Origin of the sequence: Enterobacter sp. ECC-175 (assembly GCF_043968675.1) — a bacterium.
GTDB lineage: Bacteria > Pseudomonadota > Gammaproteobacteria > Enterobacterales > Enterobacteriaceae > Enterobacter.
Map to the genome: position 1 here is coordinate 3,889,707 of NZ_CP143776.1, position 21,626 is coordinate 3,911,332.

The window sequence follows — 21,626 nt, forward strand, 5'->3', positions numbered from 1 at the left end:
AAAAACTTAAAGCTTAAGGATATCTTTCACAAACGGAATGGTCAGCTTGCGCTGTGCGGTTATCGAGGCGCGATCGAGCTGATCGAGCGTATCAAACAGCGTGCGCATCTCGCGATCCAGGCGCTTCAGCAGGAAGCGCCCCACGTCCTCGGGCAGCTCAAATCCGCGCTGCTTTGCGCGCAGCTGCAGCGCCTGGAGCTTATCTTCGTCGGAGAGCGGCTGTAGCTTGTAGATTTGCCCCCAGTCCAGGCGAGAGGCCAGATCCGGTAGCCCAAGATTAAGCTGGCGCGGCGGACGATCGCCGGTGATCAGCAGCCGGGTTTTGCCCGACTCCAGGATGCGGTTGTACAGGTTGAAGATCGCCATTTCCCACGGCTCATCCCCCGCCACGCACTCGATATTATCGATGCAGACCAGTGAGAGATGTTCCATTCCCTCAAGCACCTCCGGCACGAACCAGGTGCGCTTGTCCAGCGGCACATAGCCCACCGCGTCACCGCGAGCGGAAAGCTCCGCGCAGGCGGCATGCAGCAGGTGGCTGCGCCCCGCGCCTTCGCGTGACCAGATGTAGATGTATCCGCTGTGATCCTGGCGCAGCACGTTTTGCAGTGCAGCCAGTAAAGAGGGGTTATCGCCCGGCCAGAAACTTGAGAAAGTTTCATCGTCAGGGAGATAAAGTGGCAGAGAGAGCTGTGCCGGTCCGTTCAGAAATACCTCAACCAGATCTGACTAAAAATCGGCAACGAGTTTAACACGGAACCCGCAAGGAGAGAACCGGGCGGATCGTCCACCCGGTTTACACGTCATCCTTCAAGCTGTCTCTGCGTTGGCTGCGTCCGCTCACCCCAGTCACTTACTTGAGTAAGCTCCCGGGGATTTCTCAGACTTGCCGCCTTGATGCAGCTTGAATGATTTAGTGTATATCCGATCAATGTGGCGCTTTTTCGCTTTCGTCAGCGTCCAGTACCACCTCTTCCGGGCGGATCACCGAGATCAGCTTGAAAATCAGGCTCAGGCCCACGCCGACGATGGTCGCCAGCGCCATGCCTTTCAGCTCCGCCGCACCGATGTGCACCTTCGCGCCGCTCACGCCGATAATCAGAATGACCGAGGTGAGGATCAGGTTTTGCGCTTTGCTGTAATCCACTTTCGATTCGATCAGCACGCGGATACCTGAGGCACCGATCACCCCGTACAGCAGCAGGGAGACGCCGCCCATTACCGGGACCGGGATGATCTGAATCGCTGCCGCCAGCTTGCCCACGCAGGAGAGCAGAATGGCAATGATCGCCGCACCGCCAATAACCCAGGTGCTGTAGACGCGGGTAATTGCCATCACGCCGATATTCTCGCCGTAGGTGGTATTGGGGGTTGAGCCAAAGAAGCCGGAGATAATGGTAGAGAGGCCGTTGGCAAACATAGAGCGGTGCAGGCCCGGATCGCGGATCAGATCACGCTTCACGATGTTCGCCGTCACCACCAGGTGGCCGACGTGCTCGGCAATCACCACCAGCGCGGCGGGCAGGATGGTGAAAATAGCGAACCATTCGAAGCGCGGGGTATAGAAGGTTGGCAGCGCAAACCAGTGCGCTTCTGCAATCGGTGTGGTATCAACAACGCCCATGGCGAAGGAGAGCGCATAGCCCGCCAGCACGCCGATCAGGATCGGGATAATCGCCATAAAGCCGCGGAACAGGACCGAGCCGAATACCGTCACGCCCAGCGTCACCAGCGAGATGATGATGGTTTTGGAATCCGGTGATTGTCCGTCTGCGGGCAGCAGTCCGGCCATATTTGCGGCTACGCCTGCAAGCTCGAGGCCGATAACGGCAACGATTGCGCCCATCGCCGCAGGGGGAAACATCACGTCCAGCCAGCCCGTACCGGCTTTCTTCACGATGAAGGAGACCAGGCAGAACAACACGCCACACATAATAAAGCCGCCCAGCGCCACTTCATAACCCAGCGGCAGCAGCAGCAGCACCGGCGAGATAAAGGCGAAGCTTGAGCCGAGATAGGCCGGAATTTTGCCCTTGCAGATAAAGAGGTAAAGCAGCGTGCCGACGCCGTTGAACAGCAGAACGGTGGCCGGGTTGATGTGAAACAGGATTGGCACCAGCACGGTTGCGCCAAACATGGCGAACAGGTGCTGCAAACTAAGCGGGATCGTCTGTAAAAGCGGCGGTCTTTCACTCACCCCGATAGCACGGCGCGTCATAGTGTTTTCCTCTGAGATGGTTAGTTATGTGTGTTTTATTCAAAAAAAAGCCGACTCTCAAAGTCGGCTTATTTATCGTTATTCGATTATTTAGTACCAAAGATCTTATCGCCGGCATCGCCAAGCCCCGGGATAATGTACCCGTGCTCGTTTAGCCCCTGGTCGACGGAGGCGGTATACAGCTCTACGTCCGGGTGCGCTTTTTCCAGCGCCGCGATACCTTCAGGCGCCGCAACCAGCACCAGCACCTTGATGCTGCTGCAGCCCGCTTTTTTCAGCAGGTCGATGGTGGCGATCATTGAGCCACCGGTTGCCAGCATTGGGTCAACCACCAGCGCCATACGCTCGTCGATGTTAGAGACCAGCTTTTGGAAGTACGGGACCGGCTCGAGGGTTTCTTCGTCACGGTAGATCCCGACCACGCTGATGCGCGCGCTCGGCACGTGCTCCAGCACGCCTTCCATCATGCCCAGACCCGCGCGCAGGATTGGCACAACGGTAATTTTCTTACCCTTAATCTGCTCAACCTGTACCGGACCGTTCCAGCCTTCGATGGTCACTTTTTCGGTTTCCAGATCGGAGGTTGCTTCGTAGGTCAGCAGGCTGCCCACTTCAGAAGCCAGTTCGCGAAAACGCTTCGTGCTGATGTCATGCTCACGCATCAGGCCCAACTTGTGTTTAACGAGTGGGTGTTTCACTTCCACAATCTTCATTCTCTTTCTCCTCTGAGGTGGCATCCGCAAAAAAATCGCGGGATTATACCGCTTTTTTCTGATTAGGCCATACCCATGTTGCTTGACGGCGATCAATCAAAATGGTTTAGACGTAAAAAAACCGGAGGGCAAGCTCCGGCCTCGTGTACGTTTTTGTCAGGTGGCGCTGGCGCTTACCCGACCTACAATCTCGACAGGCCCGGTAAGCGCAGCGCCAGCGGGCAATTATAGCTGCTCGCCGTTGCTGGCTATCACCTGCTTATACCAGTCGAACGACTTCTTCTTGCTGCGGTTCAGCGTGCCGTTGCCCTCGTTATCTTTATCGACAAAGATAAAGCCGTAGCGCTTTTTCATTTCGCCCGTGCCGGCAGAAACGAGGTCGATACAGCCCCACGGGGTGTAGCCCATCAGATCAACGCCGTCTTCCACCACCGCTTTTTTCATCTCGCGGATGTGCGCCGCAAGATAATCAATGCGGTACTGGTCGTTCACCGTGCCGTCGCTCTCCTGCACGTCGATGGCGCCAAAGCCGTTTTCAACGATGAACAGCGGCAGCTGGTAGTGATCCCAGAACCAGTTCAGCGAGTAGCGCAGGCCAACCGGGTCAATCTGCCATCCCCAGTCGGATTTCTGCACGTACGGGTTGGAGACCAGGCTTTTGCTCTCGTCGTAGTCGAGCTGCGGGTTGTCCGCCGTCGCTTTTGTGGTGAAGGACATGTAATAGCTAAAGCCGATGTAGTCCACGCAGCCCTGCTTCAGCGCGGCTTTATCCTCTTCGGTGATATCCAGCGCAAAGCCGCGGCGGTCGAAATAGTTGAGCAGGTGCTGCGGATACGCGCCGCGCACGTGAACGTCGGTGAACCAGTAGCGGCGGTGCATGGCGTTCATCGCCATCATCATATCGTCCGGCGCGCAGGTCAGCGGGTAGATGGGGCACATGGCGATCATGCAGCCGATTTGCAGCGAGGGGTTAATCTCGCGCCCTGCCTTCACGGCCAGCGCGCTGGCGACCAGCTCGTAGTGCGCCGCCTGGAACATGACCGGCTCGCGGTCTTCACCCGGCGCGTACTTCAGTCCGGAGTTGGTAAACGGCGCAAAATCTTCGTGGAAGTTGGCCTGGTTATTGATTTCGTTGAAGGTCATCCAGTACTTCACCTTGTGCTGATAGCGCTGGAAAACCACTTTTGCGAAGCGAACGAAGAAGTCGATCAGCTTGCGGTTGCGCCAGCCGCCGTATTCGGTGACCAGATGGAAAGGCATTTCGAAGTGAGACAGGGTAATAACCGGCTCAATGCCGTGCTTCAGGCACTCGTCGAACAGATCGTCGTAGAATTGCAGGCCCGCTTCGTTTGGCTCCTGCTCATCCCCTTTCGGGAAGATGCGCGTCCATGCGATAGAGGTGCGGAAGCATTTGAATCCCATCTCGGCAAAAAGCTGGATATCTTCCTTATAGCGATGGTAGAAGTCGATGGCTTCGTGATTCGGGTAATTTTTCCCTTCCAGCACGCCCGCGGTGATTTCGCGCGGCACGCCGTGTGCGCCCGCCGTCATCACGTCGGCAACGCTGACGCCCTTGCCGCCCTCTTTCCAGCCGCCTTCAAGCTGATGCGCGGCAACGGCGCCGCCCCACAGAAAACCTGCTTTGAATCCTGACATTCTCATTCCCTCATTCTGCGTTATTTTCTGCAAAAACAGTTACAGAAACCGGTTTCAGGATGATGATGTTCAAAGGGATAACAGGTTGCAAGCAGAATACCGAAACCGGTTTCATTTCCGTGAACGGAGTCAACTTTGGCAGCCGTAACAACGCGCTCAGAAAAAAAATAACGCCTTCCCATAATAGGCTCGCAAACGTTTGCCTGGACTGTTAGAATTGCGCCGATTTTTCTTACAAGCTATGCAATCGCGTGGGGACTTTAGCCGTGACCAACAAAACTTCTCTCAGCTACAAAGATGCCGGTGTTGATATTGACGCAGGTAATGCGCTGGTTGACCGAATCAAAGGTGTGGTGAAAAAAACCCGTCGCCCTGAAGTAATGGGTGGCCTGGGTGGATTCGGCGCACTGTGCGCGCTGCCGCAAAAATATCGTGAACCTGTGCTGGTCTCGGGTACTGACGGCGTAGGGACAAAACTGCGCCTGGCGATGGATCTTAAGCGTCACGACACCATCGGCATCGACCTGGTGGCGATGTGCGTAAACGACCTGGTGGTACAGGGCGCGGAGCCGCTGTTCTTCCTCGACTACTACGCGACCGGCAAGCTGGACGTGGATACCGCTGCCAGCGTGATCAACGGCATCGCCGAGGGCTGCCTGCAGTCGGGCTGTGCGCTGGTGGGTGGCGAGACCGCAGAAATGCCGGGCATGTATCACGGTGAAGATTATGACGTCGCGGGCTTTTGCGTCGGCGTAGTAGAAAAATCAGAAATCATCGACGGCAGCAAAGTGGCTGACGGCGACGTGCTGGTTGCCCTGGCGTCCAGCGGACCGCACTCTAACGGCTACTCTCTGGTGCGCAAAATCCTCGACGTCAGCGGCTGCGACCCGCAAACCACCGAGCTCGACGGCAAACCGCTGGCCGACCACCTGCTGGCGCCAACCCGCATCTACGTGAAAAACATCCTTGAGCTTATCGAGAATGTGGACGTGCACGCCATTGCCCACCTGACCGGCGGCGGCTTCTGGGAAAACATTCCGCGCGTGCTGCCGGATAACACTCAGGCCGTTATCGACGAATCCTCCTGGCAGTGGCCGTCCGTCTTTAACTGGCTGCAAACGGCCGGTAACGTGAGCGACCACGAAATGTACCGCACGTTCAACTGCGGCGTGGGCATGGTTATCGCATTGCCAGCGAGCGAAGCGGATAGCGCGGTTAAGCTGCTGAACGAGAAAGGTGAAAACGCGTGGAAAATCGGTACGATTAAAGCTTCCGATTCCGAACAGCGTGTGGTCATTGAATGAAAAACATCGTGGTGCTCATTTCCGGTAACGGAAGCAATTTGCAGGCCATCATAGACGCCTGCAGGCAGAAGAAAATCAATGGCACCATTCGGGCAGTGTTCAGCAATAAGGCCGACGCGTTCGGCCTTGAGCGGGCGCGGGAAGCGAACATTCCCGCCCATGCGCTGGAGGCCAGCCAGTTCGCTGGCCGCGAAGCGTTCGACCGCGAGCTGGTGCAGGAGATTGATGCCTATGCGCCCGACGTCGTGGTACTGGCCGGCTATATGCGCATCCTCAGCCCGGCTTTTGTTGCGCACTACGCGGGTCGTCTGCTGAACATTCACCCTTCTCTCCTGCCGAAATACCCCGGCCTGCACACGCACCGTCAGGTGCTGGAAAATGGCGATGAGGAGCACGGCACCTCCGTGCATTTCGTTACCGACGAGCTGGACGGCGGGCCGGTGATCCTGCAGGCGAAAGTCCCGGTCTTTGACGGCGACAGCGAAGATGACGTGACGGAACGCGTACAGACGCAGGAACACGCTATCTACCCGCTGGTGGTAAGCTGGTTTGTCGACGGGCGTCTGGAGATGCGCGACGGCGCCGCCTGGCTGGACGGCGTGAAGCTGCCCCCGCAGGGTTATGCGGCAGAAGAGTAGTTTGTTATGTCGGGTGGCGCTGCGCTTGCCCGACCTACAGCGTGCATTACCCGATAGTCCCTTCCCCAACCCCCTAAAATCCCCAACAAAAAAAATAACTGTCATACTTTTCTGGCACTGTTGGACATATCGTGGAAATGCTCGCCATAATAAGGACGAGACGGATTTACCACGTCCTGTGATTGAACTGGAGTGTGAGCTGTAATGGGTCAGGAAAAGTTATACATTGAGAAAGAGCTTAGCTGGTTAGCCTTTAACGAGCGCGTACTCCAGGAAGCGGCGGACAAAACCAACCCGCTGATTGAGCGTATGCGCTTCCTGGGCATCTACTCGAATAACCTGGATGAATTTTATAAGGTTCGCTTTGCCGAACTGAAGCGGCGAATCATCATCAGCGAAGAGCAGGGTTTGAACTCGCACTCGCGCCATCTGCTCGGCAAAATTCAGTCCCGCGTCATGAAGGCCGATCAGGAATTTGATGGCCTTTATAACGAGCTATTGCTGGAAATGGCGCGCAACCAAATCTTCCTGATCAACGAGCGACAGCTCTCCGTCAACCAGCAAACCTGGCTGCGTCATTACTTCAAACACTATCTGCGCCAGCACATTACGCCGATTTTAATCAACCGCGAAACCGACCTGGTGCAGTTCCTGAAGGATGATTACACCTATCTGGCGGTGGAGATCATTCGCGGCGAGAGCATCAGCTACGCGCTGCTGGAAATTCCGTCCGATAAGGTTCCGCGCTTTGTGAACCTGCCGCCGGAAACGCCGCGCCGACGCAAGCCGATGATCCTGCTGGACAACATTCTTCGCTACTGCCTGGACGATATCTTCAAGGGCTTCTTCGATTACGACGCGCTTAACGCCTACTCGATGAAGATGACCCGCGACGCCGAATATGACCTCGTGCACGAGATGGAAGCCAGCCTGATGGAGCTGATGTCCTCCAGCCTCAAGCAGCGCCTGACCGCCGAACCGGTGCGTTTCGTCTATCAGCGCGACATGCCCGATGCGATGGTGGAAATGCTGCGCGATAAGCTGACCATCTCCCGCTACGACTCTATTATCCCCGGCGGGCGCTATCACAACTTTAAAGACTTCATTGGCTTCCCGAACGTGGGCAAAGCCAACCTGGTGAACAAGCCGCTGCCGCGCCTGCGCCATATCTGGTTCGATAAGTTCCGTAACGGGTTTGACGCCATCCGCGAGCGCGACGTCCTGCTCTACTATCCATACCACACGTTCGAGCACGTGCTTGAACTGCTCCGCCAGGCGTCGTTCGACCCGAACGTGCTGGCGATCAAAATCAACATCTACCGCGTGGCGAAAGATTCACGCATCATCGACGCGATGATCCACGCGGCGCACAACGGTAAAAAAGTGACCGTGGTGGTGGAGCTGCAGGCGCGCTTCGACGAAGAAGCCAACATCCACTGGGCGCGACGCCTGACGGAAGCGGGCGTACACGTGATCTTCTCCGCGCCGGGGCTGAAAATTCACGCCAAGCTGTTCCTGATCTCCCGTAAAGAGGGCGACGACGTGGTGCGCTACGCCCACATCGGCACCGGCAACTTTAACGAGAAAACCGCGCGTATTTATACCGACTACTCGCTGCTGACCGCCGATGCGCGGATCACCAACGAGGTGCGCCGGGTGTTCAACTTTATTGAGAACCCGTATCGTCCGGTGAGCTTCGACTATCTGCTGGTCTCCCCGCAGAACTCGCGGCGCCTGCTGTACCAGATGATCGACAAGGAGATTGCAAACGCGCAGCAGGGTTTATCGTCCGGGATCACGCTGAAGCTCAACAACCTGGTCGACAAAGGGCTTGTCGATCGCCTGTATGCGGCGTCCAGCTCCGGCGTGCCGGTCAACCTGCTCATTCGCGGCATGTGCTCCCTGATCCCAGAGCTGGAAGGCATTAGCGACAACATTCGCGTCATCAGCATCGTGGACCGTTACCTGGAGCACGACCGGGTCTATATCTTCGACAACGCCGGTGATAAGCAGGTGTACCTCTCATCCGCAGACTGGATGACGCGCAACATCGACTACCGAATTGAAGTCGCGGCTCCGCTTCTCGATCCGCGCCTGAAACAGCAAATTCTCGACATTATCGAGATTTTGTTTAGCGATACGGTGAAAGCACGCTATATCGACAAAGAACTCAGTAATCGCTACGTGCCGCGCGGCAATCGCCGTAAAGTGCGGTCGCAGCTGGCGATTTACGACTATATCAAATCACTCGAGCAACCCGATTAACCTATGCCGATAAATGATAACGCACCCCGCCCGCAGGAGTTTGCTGCGGTCGATCTAGGTTCTAACAGCTTCCACATGGTCATCGCCCGTGAGGTGGATGGCGCCATGCAGATCATCGGCCGCCTGAAGCAGCGCGTCCACCTGGCCGATGGCCTGGACGCGCGCGGCATGCTCAGCGAAGAGGCGATGGAGCGCGGCTTAAACTGCCTCTCGCTGTTTGCCGAGCGCCTGCAGGGGTTCTCACCGTCCAGCGTTTGCATCGTCGGCACGCACAGCCTGCGCCAGGCGCTGAACGCTGCCGAGTTTCTCAAGCGCGCGGAAAAGGTTATCCCCTACCCGATTGAGATCATCTCCGGCAACGAGGAAGCGCGCCTGATCTTTATGGGCGTTGAACATACTCAGCCTGAAAAAGGCCGCAAGCTGGTGATCGACATTGGAGGCGGATCGACGGAGCTGGTGATTGGCGAAGACTTCGAGCCGCGGCTGGTGGAAAGCCGCCGCATGGGCTGCGTCAGCTTCGCGCAAATGTACTTCCCGGGCGGCGCAATCACCCGCGAAAACTTCCAGCGCGCGCGCATGGCCGCGATCCAGAAACTGGAAAATCTGGCCTGGCAGTACCGCATTCAGGGTTGGAACGTCGCGCTGGGCGCATCGGGCTCCATTAAGGCTGCGCATGAAGTGCTGCTGGCGATGGGCGAAAAGGACGGGATCATTACCCCTGAACGCCTGGTGCTGCTTACCGAAGAAGTGCTCAAGCATAAAAGCTTCGATTCGCTGAGCCTGCCGGGGCTTTCCGAAGAGCGTAAATCCGTATTCGTACCGGGGCTGGCGATCCTCTGCGGCGTGTTTGACGCGCTGGCCATCAAGGAGCTGCGCCTCTCCGACGGCGCGCTGCGTGAGGGCGTGCTGTATGAGATGGAAGGCCGCTTCCGCCATCAGGACATTCGCAGCCGCACGGCGCAAAGCCTGGCGAACCAGTACAACATCGACCGCGAGCAGGCGAAGCGCGTGCTGGAAACCACGGTGCAAATGTACGAGCAGTGGCAGGCGCAGAACCCCAAGCTTGACCATCCGCAGCTTGCCGCCCTGCTCAAATGGGCAGCCATGCTGCATGAGGTTGGCCTGAACATCAACCACAGCGGGATGCACCGCCATTCGGCGTATATCCTGCAAAACAGCGACCTGCCGGGCTTTAATCAGGAACAGCAGACCATGATGGCCACCCTGGTGCGCTACCACCGCAAGGCCATCAAGCTCGATGACCTGCCGCGCTTCACGCTGTTCAAGAAAAAACAGTTCCTGCCGCTCATTCAGCTGCTGCGCCTCGGCGTGCTGCTTAACAACCAGCGTCAGGCCACGACCACGCCGCCGACGCTCAGGCTGAAAACGGACGACCACCACTGGACGCTGAGCTTCCCGCACGACTGGTTCAGCCAGAACGCGCTGGTTCTGCTGGATCTGGAAAAAGAGCAGCAGTACTGGGAAGCGGTGACCGGCTGGATGCTAAAAATCGAAGAAGAAAGCTCGCCGGAGGTGGCGGCTTAACGGCTCAGGCGTCCACCCGCGGCGCCTGTTCTTCGAGAAGCGACTCCAGCTCAACCGGCTCGCCGATCAGATATCCCTGCACATAGTCGATACCCAGCGCATTCACCGCGCTGCGTATCTCCTCGCTTTCAACGTGCTCTGCCACCACCAGCATTTTCTTCATTCGCGCCAGATGGCAAATAGACGCCACGATCTGGTAATCCAGGCTGTTGCTCACGATATTGCGGATAAAGCAGCCGTCAATCTTGAGAATATCGGCATCCACGCTTTTCAACCGCGCGTAGCTGGCATAGCCGGTGCCAAAATCATCAATCGCGATAAGCACGCCCATTTTTTGCAACTGTTTTAGCGTCTGCGTCACCTGCTCAGTGCCGCCAAAAGAGCCGCACTCCGTGATTTCAAAAATGATCTGCCAGGCTTCAATGCCGTACTTCGTCAAAAGCCGCGCCACCTCCTGCGGGAACTGCGACCGACAAACCGTTGACGGAGCCAGATTGATCGCGAAACGCTGCGCGGGCAGACGTTCGCGGTGCGTTGCCAGGAACTGCAGCGCGCGCGCTATCACCCACAGATCCACGCGAGACGATAGGCCAAACTCCTGGGCTACGGGCAGAAAGCGATCGGGCGAGAGAAGTTCACCCTGCTCGTCCGGCATCCGCAGCAGCACTTCATAATAACGATCGCCACGTAAACCGCTGACGGGCTGAACCTTGAGGGTGAATGCATCCTGGTCCAGCGCCCACTGCAGGCGATTCATCATCTCGATTTTGCTCTTAAGCGAGCGCTGCAGGTGCATGGCGCCGCGCTGCTGCAAGTTTTCCGGATGATGGGTAAAAAGCGACAGGTCGGCAATCACGCTCAGCTCGCCCAGCAGCAGGTGAAGGTGCTTCACCGGCGAACGTACATAGCAATAGCTCACGCCGACCTGCGGCTGAAGCGGCATGCCGTCCCAGATAAAACGAAACTGTTTAATGTGCGCGTCCAGCACCTCAATCCGCTCCTGGTGCGCTTCGGACGTCATGCGAATTGCCAGGTCGTACCCGGTCAGGTTGTAAACCCCCTCGTCCGGCCGCAGCGTTTTGTTTATCCACTCCGCCAGCTTTTGCTTGTAATGGATGCGCAGCAGGACGCCATAGTTATGCCCCAGCACTTCCAGCTCGGGAATGCGCAGCACGCACAGGGCTGACCAGGGCGATTTGCTCAGCGAACGTGTTAGCGCCCGCAGGTTAGGCATATGCAATACCGGGTCAAGCAGCGCCAGGTTACGGAAGCGAATATTTACCGCGCGCTGGCGCGTCGCCAGCATGGACATAAAAATGATCACGAACGAAAAGACCAGGTAGCTGGACGAGGTTATCGCGAGCTGAATGTCGTATCCCTGATTGACCGGAATATAGCGATAAAAATAGTGGATCGTCACCAGCAGCACCGGCGTCCAGATAAGCGACATCAGCCTATAGCCAAAGCGCATCGCGCCCCAGAGCATAACGGGCATGAGAAGCGACAGCGTGTAGTTGGTGCTGAAAATCGAGCTATTTTCATTCATCGGGAGCAGCAGCAGCGACAGCAATCCGCCCAAAATCGCGGTCCAAATCAGAAATTCCGCTACCGTGACTTTTTTGTCTATCTGCGCCCGAATCTGCGAGACAACCGCTTTAAGATAACGCGGATGGCGAATCAGGCGGATGAGTAAATAGCTCAGCGGGACCGCCGTCAATCCGCTCACCAACAGCGCCTGATAGTTGATCAGGGTATAAATGTTCATGGGGTTCAGTCCCTGCAGGCTCCGGCGGCTGTCATAGATGCCCAGATAGGCCGCGAACTGGAAAAAGAGCAAGAACATCGTTGCAGGGCAGAGCACCTGCCAGAAAATACGCTGCCCCATAAGGCGCGCGTCACCGTAAGACACCCGGCTGCGTTTTGGGGCAAAGACGCGATACCCTCCCCAGCTGAGCACCACGGGGACAACGAAGTGAAGCACGCTTGCCAGCGTTTCAAACAGGCTGACGGCCGGGTAATAACGACAGAGCAGCGAAATGACAATCCCCGGCAGCGCCGCGAAGTCAAAAATCAGCATCATCGTCAGCAGAAACGAGAGCGGAAAATAATAGAGGATGACGGTACCTTCGCCCAGGCGGGTGTAGGTATTCGCCTCGCTAAGTATTGGTAGTAGCATGACGGGCAAAACAAGAGGAAGCGCCCACCAGCAATTTTTGTTGCGTTGCAGAAAAGAGATAATAGTCATAGATGCCCGGATTAGCCTTTTCTCTCCAGAGAGTAATTAAAGACAGGCATCCATCCTGACGCGCATGCGGTGCAGAGGAATGTGCCCAACCATGCAGGAGGAAGGATTTTAGTTATTGGTGGCGGGAATCCGTTGACCTAAATCAAATTAGGCTAATCGCTTAACGCTTTATTTCGCTTTTTTTATGCTCTTTTTCATATCCATCAGAGCGGTCAATATATATAAATCACTAATAAAATAATCAAATAGTTTGGATTGACGGTTTTTTACACATTCTGGAATTGACCCTTCCCCCCTGCTGTGCCTTAATAGCCGCATCGCCCGGAAGGTATACCCAGGAAAACAGAGTGAGCCAGACCACGCCTATGCGCAAACGACATCGATTTAACACTCGGATGACACGCATCATACTGCTCATCAGCTTTCTGTTTTTCTTTGGCCGCTTCGTTTATTCCTCCATTGGTGCCTGGTATCACCATCAGGACAAAATTCAGTCTCAGCAAACCAGCCTGACCGTCGAAACCCCTGAGCGCTAGCCCGCGTCGCGGTGCAGCAGCAGCCGTACAATACCCGCAATCCCTCTGCTGAAGATTTTATCCTGTCGCATCACGACGGCTAACTGCCGCGCAAGTACCGGTGTGAGTGAACGCACGCTTAGCCCCTCGCGGTCGGAGGGATGCGCCACCGACATGCCTGGCACAATGCTGTAGCCCAGGCCTGCACGCACCATTCGCTTGATCGCTTCAATACTGCCACGCTCCATTACCGGCACGATGGAAAGCCCGCTCGGGCGTCAGACCAGCAAAATCAGCCTGCTGCGAGGCGATAAAGACAAACTCTTCCTGAATCACCGGCATGACGTTAAGCGCCCGTCCGGCCACGGGCAGCGTCACCAGCCCCATATCAAGACGGTTTTCCTCCACGGCGCGGACAATGTCGCGCGTGTTGCCGGTCGTTACGCCGACGCTCAGCAGCGGATAATCGCTGCGCAGCTGCTGCAGTAAAGGCGGCAGAAGATGAATGCACGCCGTTGCGCCCGTGCCCAGGGTAACCGTACCGCTCACCTCATGGCTGAGCGCGCTCACGGAGCGTATGGCTTCCTCCACGGTCTGCTCAATGCGTTCAGCCTGCACCAGCAAGGTGAGTCCCGCTGGCGTCGCCTTGATGCCGCGCCCGGCTGATGGAGGTGCTGGCAGGCGGGCGCTTAACGCCGATTAGGCTGACCCTTTTCACCGCCCTCGCCATGCCGGTCTGTTTTCTTATCGGCCTGAGCAGCTCCGCGTTTGCCTGGAGCGCAGCCGGGTTTGTGCTCGGCTATGGGGCGATTAACGGGTTGATGACCATCGTCAAAGCGACCCTGCCGCTGGAGCTGTTCAGCGCCGAGCGCTATGCCAGCCTCACGGGCTGGTTGTTCATCCCCGGACAGCTGATGGCGGCAATGTCGCCGTTTGCCTATGCGTGGCTCAATAAAACGCTGGGTATTGCCGAAGCCATGTGGGTTTCATGGGGTCTGACGCTGTTGATTGCGGGGTTAGCCATCGCCCTCGCGCGCGGTACCGTCAGGCAAAATGTATCGCAACGTATCCCAAACGCGATGCTGACACGTCGGTACAAAAATACGCCTGCGGCAAACAGCCCGGACACATAGAAATGGTCTTATGTGGCTGTCGCAGGATTAATCACAGAGGAGATACGCAGATGAGACGTGGATATTTACTGCTGCCTTTACTGGCGCTGGCATCGGTAGCCAGCGCTACAGCTTCATCGTTAAATGGGCTCAGCGCCGCGGATATTAACGGCCCGGCAGCCGTCGCCCCGCTGGAACACCCGCAGCCGCCCGCGAAGCTGATTGTCGACCCGCCGCTGGCGGGCCCGCTGAGCAAAGGGGCCGTCTTTATTCAGTACCGCACGGAAAACCTACGTATTGAGCCGGTGTTTGGCCCCGAGGCGTTAAAGGTATCCCCGAGAATTGGCCATATTCACGTCGTCGTTGACGATAATCCGTGGCACTGGGCCGATACCAGCGGCGAACCGGTGATTCTGGTGGGTCTGCCCGCAGGTAAGCACAAGGTGACGATTATCATGGCCGACCCGACGCACAAACCCCTCGATCACAAAACCGTTGAATTTACCGTGCCGCCCCATGCGGCGATCCATCATTTCTAAGGAGAATGAAAATGAAAGCACTGTCTGTACTGACAGCAGGCCTGCTGGCGCTTTCGGCCAGCGCCTTTGCGGAGAATAAAACCAGCGTCGTGCTGGTACACGGCGCGTTCGCCGACGGCAGCAGCTGGAATGAAGTGATTGCCCAATTACAAAAACAGCATACGGAGGTAGTTGCCGTACAGCTTCCCCTCACCTCACTAGAAGATGACGTAGCCGCCACCCGGCGCGCCATCGCCCGCACGCACGGCGACGTGGTGCTGGTGGGCCACTCCTGGGGCGGCACGGTGATTAGCGAGGCGGGCAACGCTGCGCGGGTGAAATCACTGGTGTACGTTGCCGCTTTTGCGCCGGATTCGGGCCAATCGACGGCGGATCTGGCCGGAAGCTATCCCGCAGCGCCGGGCAGCGCGGGCATTGCTAAAACCGCGGACGGATATCTGTACCTGCCGTCAAAAGCGGTCCGCGAGGATTTTGCGCCCGATGCGAATACGGATGAGCAGCGCGCGATCGCAGCGACGCAGGGGCCGATTAAAGCCGATGCGTTCGCAGAGAAAATTACCCATGCGGCCTGGCATGATAAGCCGAGCTGGTTTGTAGTCAGCAAGAACGATCGGATGATCAATCCGGAGCTTGAGCGCGCGATGGCGCAGAAGATCAATGCAAAAACGTCGGAGGTTGCGGCAAGCCATGTCTCAATGGTGAGCCAGGCGGACGCGATTGCGCGGGTGATTGAACAAGCCATAAAAAACAAAATTTAAAAATTCAAAATAAGGCACCTAATTATTTGGTGCCTTGTTTTAAGGAGAAATGCAATTTCACAAAGTATAGCTAACATCCCCCCCTAAATCAGTTCGTTCACAGCACCCATTATGTAGCGTGTTTAGCTTCGCTAAGTTTTGTTGAGGATGATTGTAAGAGTTGTGACCCACTGAAATAGCACACGAAATTAAAGAGAACTCTTTTTGCCAGTCTTGAACCGAAAGTTTTCCGGCCTCGCCTCCATGATGCGGCGCAACAAGGATCAATTTTTTACTAACATATTTACCATTGATAGCATTTAATATCTTTGTATAGTGATGATCGCCTGTTAACAAAGCTATATTTTGAGATCCCTTTATACATAACACTATCCCTGATTGATTTCTCGAACTACCCTTCACCGCTCTGTAAACGTCCATTTCATTTGTAGACGATAACATATTAAGATCAATGCTTCTCCCTCTCCTCTTATTTGTTGGCGCAATAAAAAGACACTTAACCCCATTGTTCTCCAGGTTATTTATTGCATCTGTGTAAACGTTGGTTTGAGGCCTGTTACTTGGTCCATATACTGCGTTAATTTTTTTCATTTGTGCAGAATTTAAATATTTAATAGCCTGAAAATGATCTTTATCCCAATGGCTAATAATTATATCAATTTTAGAATTGTATAATGAAAACCTTTTATCCACTAATGCTTTAATTTGATGCTGATTGAAATATGATGATGCACCAATATCATATAGTAGCGTTTCTTTCGGAGTGTATATTTCATTCCAGTTAGCCTGTCCACAATTCACTACTACCAGCTTTTTAACTTTGCGACTAAACGACAATTTAATACTATGAGTCACACTTTCATCGCTTTTAGGGGGATCCATTAGAAATTTTTTAAAATCATCTTCGTTATCGCATACAGATATAGCCCCGGAAAATACAGCACTACCTTCATCAAATTCACTATATTGCATATAACTTGCTCCCTCAAAAAAAGAGAAAGGTAATTTATACCAAGAGCCAACATGCATTCTTTTTTGCCCGAGATAAGGTGTTACTAATTTGTAAAATTTATAAGGAGAATATTCAACTTCAGCAAAGGAATGTGAAAAGAAAATCTCAGCATCGTTAATTGAAGAAAAATCTATTGTATATTCAACTATCCCTTTATCTTTCATTGGAAGATAACTTTCTATGTATATTGCTATTTTTTCGCGCATTTGAACCTCGCAATTACATTCTTAATAGCAATAATATCGGCAAAAAAATCATAAACTTTAACTACTTTAAAATTCAGTCCAATAGAATAATGATGACAGAGGTTTCAATTTTAGGGTAAATAATCCACGCTACATGAAATATATTATACTTGACGTAAAAAAACCCGCTTGTAGCGGGTTTGTCTTTATTTCTTTAAAAGATCATTCCCACTCAATGGTAGCCGGTGGCTTACCGCTGATGTCATACACCACGCGGGAAATGCCGTTTACTTCGTTGATGATGCGGTTGGACACGCGTCCCAGGAAGTCATACGGCAGGTGCGCCCAGTGGGCGGTCATGAAGTCGATGGTTTCGACCGCGCGCAGGGAGACAACCCAGTCGTACTTACGGCCATCGCCCATCACGCCGACGGAGCGAACCGGCAGGAACACGGTGAACGCCTGGCTCACCTTATTGTACAGGTCGGCCTTGTGCAGCTCTTCGATGAAGATCGCGTCCGCGCGGCGCAGCAGGTCGCAGTACTCTTTCTTCACTTCGCCGAGCACGCGCACGCCCAGACCCGGGCCCGGGAACGGATGGCGGTAGAGCATGTCGTACGGCAGACCCAGCTCCAGGCCGATCTTACGCACTTCGTCTTTGAACAGCTCGCGCAGCGGTTCAACCAGGCCCATCTTCATCTCTTTCGGCAGGCCGCCCACGTTGTGGTGAGATTTAATGACGTGTGCTTTACCGGTGGCAGAAGCCGCGGATTCGATCACGTCCGGGTAGATGGTGCCCTGTGCCAGCCATTTCACGTCTTCCAGCTTCAGCGCTTCTTCGTCGAACACTTCCACGAACACGCGGCCGATGATTTTACGTTTGGCTTCAGGATCGTTCTCGCCCGCCAGCGCGTCCAGGAAGCGCTTTTCGCCTTCCACGTGAACGATGTTCAGACCGAAGTGGTCGCCGAACATGTCCATCACCTGCTGAGCTTCATTGAGGCGCAGCAGGCCGTTGTCCACGAAGACGCAGGTCAGGTTTTTGCCGATGGCGCGGTGCAGCAGCATCGCGGTGACGGAAGAGTCCACGCCGCCGGAGAGGCCGAGGATCACTTTGTCATTGCCAACCTGCTGGCGGATGCGCTCAACGGCGTCGTCGATGATTTTTGCCGGAGTCCACAGGGCTTCACACTGGCAGATGTCGCGCACGAAGCGCTCCAGCATGCGCATGCCCTGGCGGGTGTGGGTCACTTCCGGGTGGAACTGCACGCCGTAGAAGCGTTTTTCTTCGTTCGCCATGATGGCAAACGGGCAGCTCTCGGTGCTGGCAACGGTTACGAAGTCAGACGGGATGGCGGTGACTTTGTCGCCGTGGCTCATCCACACGTCCAGCAGCGGTTTGCCGTCTGCGGTCAGGGAGTCTTCGATGCCGCGGACCAGGGCGCTGTCGGTGACAACTTCAACCTGCGCGTAGCCGAACTCGCGTTCGCTAGAGCCTTCTACGTGGCCGCCGAGCTGCATCGCCATGGTCTGCATGCCGTAGCACACGCCGAAGACCGGCACGCCCGCTTCGAACACGTACTGCGGCGCGCGCGGGCTGTTCTCTTCGGTGGTGCTTTCCGGGCCGCCGGACAGGATAATACCGCTTGGATTAAATTCGCGGATCTGAGCTTCCGTGACATCCCACGCCCACAGCTCGCAGTAAACGCCCAGCTCACGCACGCGGCGCGCCACCAGCTGAGTGTATTGAGAACCGAAATCAAGGATGAGGATGCGATGTTTATGAATGTTTTCCGTCATTGACGCTAATTCCGAGGCAAGTGAAACAGATTAAATAAATCGCCCGACGCGAGGTCGGGCGAAGAAAATCAGGAGCCCAAACGATAGTTCGGGGACTCTTTGGTGATCGTCACGTCGTGAACGTGGCTTTCCTGGATACCCGCACCGCTGATGCGCACGAACTCCGCTTTAGTACGCAGCAGGTCAATGGTACCACAGCCGGTCAGGCCCATGCAGGAGCGCAGGCCGCCCATCTGCTGGTGGATGATCTCCTTCAGGCGGCCTTTATAGGCCACGCGGCCTTCGATGCCTTCCGGCACCAGCTTGTCGGCAGCGTTATCGGTCTGGAAGTAACGGTCGGAGGAGCCTTTGGACATCGCGCCCAGGGAGCCCATGCCGCGGTAAGATTTATAAGAACGCCCCTGATAGAGTTCGATTTCGCCCGGGGATTCTTCGGTACCGGCCAGCATGGAGCCTACCATCACGGCCGCTGCGCCTGCGGCGATAGCCTTAGCGATATCACCTGAGAAGCGAATCCCGCCGTCAGCGATAACCGGAATGCCGGTGCCTTCCAGCGCTTCTACCGCGTCAGACACGGCGGTGATCTGCGGAACGCCTACGCCGGTGACGATACGGGTGGTACAGATAGAGCCAGGGCCGATACCCACCTTCACCGCGCTGCAGCCGGCTTCGGCCAGCGCGCGCGCGCCTGCGCCCGTCGCCACGTTGCCGCCGATAATTTGCAGGTCAGGATATTTTGCGCGGGTTTCACGAATGCGCTGCAGTACGCCTTCGGAGTGGCCGTGAGAGGAGTCAATCAGCAGCACGTCAACGCCCGCCGCAACCAGCGCGTCTACACGCTCTTCGTTACCTGCGCCCGCACCAACCGCCGCGCCCACGCGCAGACGTCCATGCTCGTCTTTACAGGCGTTCGGCTTACGTTCTGCTTTCTGGAAATCTTTAACGGTGATCATGCCGCGCAGGTGGAAGCTGCTGTCGACAACCAGCGCCTTCTCAACGCGTTTTTCGTGCATTTTAGCCAGCACCACGTCGCGGGTTTCGCCTTCGCGAACGGTCACCAGACGCTCTTTCGGGGTCATGTAGACGCTGACCGGCTGGTTCAGGTCGGTCACGAAACGCACGTCGCGGCCGGTGATGATGCCCACCAGCTCGTTCTCTTCGGTCACAACCGGGTAGCCGGCAAAGCCGTTACGCTCGGTCAGGGCCTTCACTTCGTGCAGGGTAGTGGTTGGCAGAACGGTCTGCGGGTCGGACACGATGCCGGATTCATGTTTTTTCACGCGGCGGACTTCTTCCGCCTGGCGCTCGATAGACATGTTTTTGTGAATAAAGCCAATGCCGCCTTCCTGTGCCAGGGCAATCGCCAGGCGCGCTTCGGTCACGGTGTCCATTGCCGCAGAGAGCATAGGAATGTTCAGGCGAATGGTTTTCGTCAACTGCGTGCTGAGATCGGCAGTATTCGGCAGAACGGTGGAGTGAGCGGGAACGAGGAGGACGTCGTCAAACGTCAGTGCTTCTTTAGCGATACGTAGCATGGGCAATATCTCTGACCTGGGTGGTTAAATATTGCCGTGGCATTATACAGAGCGTAACCGATTGCATCTACACTTTTTTGCAAAAAATGCTTGCGCTCCCCTCAGGGGAGGTTACTATCGACTGAATAACCTGCTGATTTAGAATTTGATCTCGCTCACATGTTACCCTCTCAATCCCCCTCAATTTATACCGTTAGCCGCCTTAACCAGACGGTGCGTTTGCTGCTTGAGCAGGAAATGGGGCAGGTCTGGATCAGCGGTGAGATTTCAAACTTCACGCAGCCCTCGTCCGGGCACTGGTACTTTACCTTAAAAGACGACACCGCCCAGGTACGCTGCGCCATGTTCCGCAACAGCAACCGCCGCGTGACGTTTCGCCCCCAGCACGGCCAGCAGGTTCTGGTTCGCGCCAATATCACCCTGTATGAACCGCGCGGCGATTATCAAATCATCGTCGAGAGCATGCAGCCTGCGGGCGAAGGCCTGCTGCAGCAGAAGTATGAACAGCTGAAAGCGAAGCTCTCCCAAGAGGGCTTGTTCGACCAGCAGTATAAAAAGCCCCTGCCCTCTCCTGCCCACTGCGTTGGGGTTATCACCTCAAAAACCGGTGCGGCACTGCATGATATTTTGCACGTCCTCAAGCGTCGCGATCCTTCCCTGCCCGTCATCATCTACCCGACTGCCGTCCAGGGCGACGATGCGCCGGGCCAGATCGTGCGCGCCATCGAGCTGGCTAACGCCCGCCAGGAGTGCGACGTGTTAATCGTCGGGCGCGGCGGCGGTTCGCTGGAAGACCTGTGGAGCTTCAACGACGAGCGCGTGGCGCGGGCGATCTTTGCAAGTCAGATCCCCGTGGTGAGCGCCGTCGGGCATGAAACGGACGTGACGATCGCGGACTTTGTCGCGGACCAGCGCGCGCCAACGCCGTCCGCGGCGGCTGAAGTGGTCAGCCGCAACCAGCTGGAGCTGCTGCGCCAGATGCACAACGGCCAGCAGCGTCTTGAAATGGCGATGGACTATTTCCTCGCCAACCGCACCCGCCGCTTTACCCAGCTTCATCATCGCCTTCAGCAGCAGCACCCGCAGCTGCGCCTGGCCCGCCAGCAAACCGTGCTGGAGCGCCTGCGTCAGCGGATGAACTTCGCGCTGGACAGCCAGCTTAAGCGCGCGGCCTCGCGCCAGCAGCGCGTGACGCAGCGCCTAAACCAGCAGAACCCTCAGCCGAAAATTTATCGCGCCCAGACGCGCATTCAGCAGCTCGAGTACCGCCTGGCGGAAAATATCCGCGCCCGGTTGAGCACCACCCGCGAACGCTTTGGCAATGCGGTAACCCATCTGGAGGCCGTCAGCCCCCTCTCCACCCTGGCGCGCGGCTATAGCGTGACCACGGCGACGGACGGCAACGTGCTGAAGCAAACGAAGCAGGTTAAAGCGGGTGACCTGCTCACCACGCGCCTGTCGGACGGCTGGGTGGAAAGCGAAGTAAAATCAATTAAACCGGTAAAAAAGACGCGTCAGCGTAAAACCGGATAATACTTCGCCGGTTAATTACTATACTGCTGCTATTCCCTTTTTTAATAAGGAGA

16 protein-coding genes and 2 pseudogenes are annotated in these 21,626 nt (G+C 56.0%); 9 read left to right on the top strand and 9 right to left on the bottom strand.

Annotation, left to right across the window (positions count from 1 at the left end):
• Window positions 1-6: 6 nt before the first annotated feature.
• The 4 genes from V1599_RS18495 to V1599_RS18510 form a co-directional block, all read right to left on the bottom strand.
• Entirely contained in the window at window positions 7-708 is a 702-nt protein-coding gene (locus V1599_RS18495) for a DnaA inactivator Hda (protein ID WP_220092922.1), read from the bottom strand.
• Between the two features lie 220 nt (window positions 709-928).
• On the bottom strand, window positions 929-2,218 hold the full coding sequence (uraA, locus tag V1599_RS18500; RefSeq protein ID WP_112010249.1) for a uracil permease: 1,290 nt from the start codon (window positions 2,216-2,218) through the stop codon (window positions 929-931).
• Between the two features lie 86 nt (window positions 2,219-2,304).
• Entirely contained in the window at window positions 2,305-2,931 is a 627-nt protein-coding gene (gene upp / locus V1599_RS18505; RefSeq protein WP_040074548.1) for a uracil phosphoribosyltransferase, read from the bottom strand.
• Window positions 2,932-3,156: 225 nt separating this feature from the next.
• Window positions 3,157-4,587 (bottom strand): 6-phospho-beta-glucosidase, encoded by a 1,431-nt coding sequence (locus tag V1599_RS18510; protein ID WP_112010248.1) that lies wholly within the window; start codon window positions 4,585-4,587, stop codon window positions 3,157-3,159.
• 266 nt (window positions 4,588-4,853) lie between these two features.
• Between V1599_RS18510 and purM the strand changes: the two genes are divergently transcribed.
• From purM to ppx, 4 genes are all read left to right on the top strand, one after another.
• On the top strand, window positions 4,854-5,891 hold the full coding sequence (purM, locus tag V1599_RS18515; RefSeq protein WP_112010247.1) for a phosphoribosylformylglycinamidine cyclo-ligase: 1,038 nt from the start codon (window positions 4,854-4,856) through the stop codon (window positions 5,889-5,891).
• Window positions 5,888-6,529 carry a phosphoribosylglycinamide formyltransferase gene (purN, locus tag V1599_RS18520; RefSeq protein ID WP_395300612.1) on the top strand — a complete coding sequence of 214 codons (642 nt, stop codon included), beginning with the start codon at window positions 5,888-5,890 and terminating at the stop codon, window positions 6,527-6,529. Before purM ends, purN begins: the two co-directional genes overlap by 4 nt.
• 204 nt (window positions 6,530-6,733) lie before the next feature.
• The gene (gene ppk1, locus V1599_RS18525) at window positions 6,734-8,794 is read left to right on the top strand and encodes a polyphosphate kinase 1 (RefSeq protein ID WP_112010245.1); all 2,061 of its coding nucleotides are present in this window, start codon (window positions 6,734-6,736) and stop codon (window positions 8,792-8,794) included.
• Window positions 8,795-8,797: 3 nt separating this feature from the next.
• The gene (ppx, locus tag V1599_RS18530) at window positions 8,798-10,339 is read left to right on the top strand and encodes an exopolyphosphatase (RefSeq protein WP_112010244.1); all 1,542 of its coding nucleotides are present in this window, start codon (window positions 8,798-8,800) and stop codon (window positions 10,337-10,339) included.
• Between the two features lie 4 nt (window positions 10,340-10,343).
• Here the strand turns inward: ppx and V1599_RS18535 are convergent, their stop codons facing one another.
• Window positions 10,344-12,584, bottom strand: coding sequence for an EAL domain-containing protein (locus V1599_RS18535; RefSeq protein ID WP_395300613.1), 2,241 nt, complete (start codon window positions 12,582-12,584; stop codon window positions 10,344-10,346).
• Between the two features lie 347 nt (window positions 12,585-12,931).
• On the opposite strand from V1599_RS18535, the gene V1599_RS18540 reads away from it, so the two are divergent.
• Window positions 12,932-13,120 (top strand): YfgG family protein, encoded by a 189-nt coding sequence (locus V1599_RS18540; RefSeq protein ID WP_297122371.1) that lies wholly within the window; start codon window positions 12,932-12,934, stop codon window positions 13,118-13,120.
• Here V1599_RS18540 and V1599_RS18545 read toward each other — a convergent pair.
• Window positions 13,117-13,759, bottom strand: a pseudogene (locus V1599_RS18545) (LysR family transcriptional regulator); the annotation flags it as partial. The gene V1599_RS18540 and the pseudogene V1599_RS18545 overlap by 4 nt on opposite strands.
• Between V1599_RS18545 and V1599_RS18550 the strand changes: the two are divergent.
• From V1599_RS18550 to V1599_RS18560, 3 genes and pseudogenes are all read left to right on the top strand, one after another.
• Window positions 13,756-14,232, top strand: a pseudogene (locus tag V1599_RS18550) (MFS transporter); the annotation flags it as partial. The pseudogenes V1599_RS18545 and V1599_RS18550 sit on opposite strands and share 4 nt — an antisense overlap.
• 50 nt (window positions 14,233-14,282) lie before the next feature.
• Complete coding sequence (locus V1599_RS18555; RefSeq protein WP_297122373.1) at window positions 14,283-14,750, top strand: DUF6130 family protein; 468 nt, start codon at window positions 14,283-14,285, stop codon at window positions 14,748-14,750.
• A gap of 11 nt (window positions 14,751-14,761) precedes the next feature.
• On the top strand, window positions 14,762-15,508 hold the full coding sequence (locus V1599_RS18560) for an alpha/beta fold hydrolase (RefSeq protein ID WP_395300614.1): 747 nt from the start codon (window positions 14,762-14,764) through the stop codon (window positions 15,506-15,508).
• 57 nt (window positions 15,509-15,565) lie between these two features.
• On the opposite strand, the gene V1599_RS18565 is transcribed toward V1599_RS18560, so the two are convergent.
• From V1599_RS18565 to guaB, 3 genes are all read right to left on the bottom strand, one after another.
• Entirely contained in the window at window positions 15,566-16,726 is a 1,161-nt protein-coding gene (locus V1599_RS18565) for a hypothetical protein (protein WP_395300615.1), read from the bottom strand.
• 201 nt (window positions 16,727-16,927) lie between these two features.
• Window positions 16,928-18,505 (bottom strand): glutamine-hydrolyzing GMP synthase, encoded by a 1,578-nt coding sequence (gene guaA / locus V1599_RS18570; protein WP_395300616.1) that lies wholly within the window; start codon window positions 18,503-18,505, stop codon window positions 16,928-16,930.
• Window positions 18,506-18,573: 68 nt separating this feature from the next.
• Window positions 18,574-20,040, bottom strand: coding sequence for an IMP dehydrogenase (gene guaB, locus V1599_RS18575; RefSeq protein ID WP_112010234.1), 1,467 nt, complete (start codon window positions 20,038-20,040; stop codon window positions 18,574-18,576).
• Between the two features lie 159 nt (window positions 20,041-20,199).
• On the opposite strand from guaB, the gene xseA reads away from it, so the two are divergent.
• Window positions 20,200-21,573: an exodeoxyribonuclease VII large subunit gene (xseA, locus tag V1599_RS18580; RefSeq protein WP_395300617.1), complete on the top strand. Its 1,374-nt coding sequence runs from the start codon at window positions 20,200-20,202 to the stop codon at window positions 21,571-21,573.
• Window positions 21,574-21,626: the final 53 nt, after the last annotated feature.

Excerpts from the sequence above, each read along its gene's own strand:
- xseA (WP_395300617.1), top strand. The coding sequence starts at position 20,200 with ATGTTACCCTCTCAATCCCCCTCAATTTATACCGTTAGCCGCCTTAAC.
- V1599_RS18555 (WP_297122373.1), top strand. The coding sequence starts at position 14,283 with ATGAGACGTGGATATTTACTGCTGCCTTTACTGGCGCTGGCATCGGTA.
- upp (WP_040074548.1), bottom strand. The coding sequence starts at position 2,931 with ATGAAGATTGTGGAAGTGAAACACCCACTCGTTAAACACAAGTTGGGC.
- ppk1 (WP_112010245.1), top strand. The coding sequence starts at position 6,734 with ATGGGTCAGGAAAAGTTATACATTGAGAAAGAGCTTAGCTGGTTAGCC.
- purN (WP_395300612.1), top strand. The coding sequence starts at position 5,888 with ATGAAAAACATCGTGGTGCTCATTTCCGGTAACGGAAGCAATTTGCAG.
- ppx (WP_112010244.1), top strand. The coding sequence starts at position 8,798 with ATGCCGATAAATGATAACGCACCCCGCCCGCAGGAGTTTGCTGCGGTC.
- uraA (WP_112010249.1), bottom strand. The coding sequence starts at position 2,218 with ATGACGCGCCGTGCTATCGGGGTGAGTGAAAGACCGCCGCTTTTACAG.
- guaA (WP_395300616.1), bottom strand. The coding sequence starts at position 18,505 with ATGACGGAAAACATTCATAAACATCGCATCCTCATCCTTGATTTCGGT.
- V1599_RS18565 (WP_395300615.1), bottom strand. The coding sequence starts at position 16,726 with ATGCGCGAAAAAATAGCAATATACATAGAAAGTTATCTTCCAATGAAA.
- V1599_RS18535 (WP_395300613.1), bottom strand. The coding sequence starts at position 12,584 with ATGACTATTATCTCTTTTCTGCAACGCAACAAAAATTGCTGGTGGGCG.
- V1599_RS18510 (WP_112010248.1), bottom strand. The coding sequence starts at position 4,587 with ATGTCAGGATTCAAAGCAGGTTTTCTGTGGGGCGGCGCCGTTGCCGCG.
- guaB (WP_112010234.1), bottom strand. The coding sequence starts at position 20,040 with ATGCTACGTATCGCTAAAGAAGCACTGACGTTTGACGACGTCCTCCTC.
- V1599_RS18560 (WP_395300614.1), top strand. The coding sequence starts at position 14,762 with ATGAAAGCACTGTCTGTACTGACAGCAGGCCTGCTGGCGCTTTCGGCC.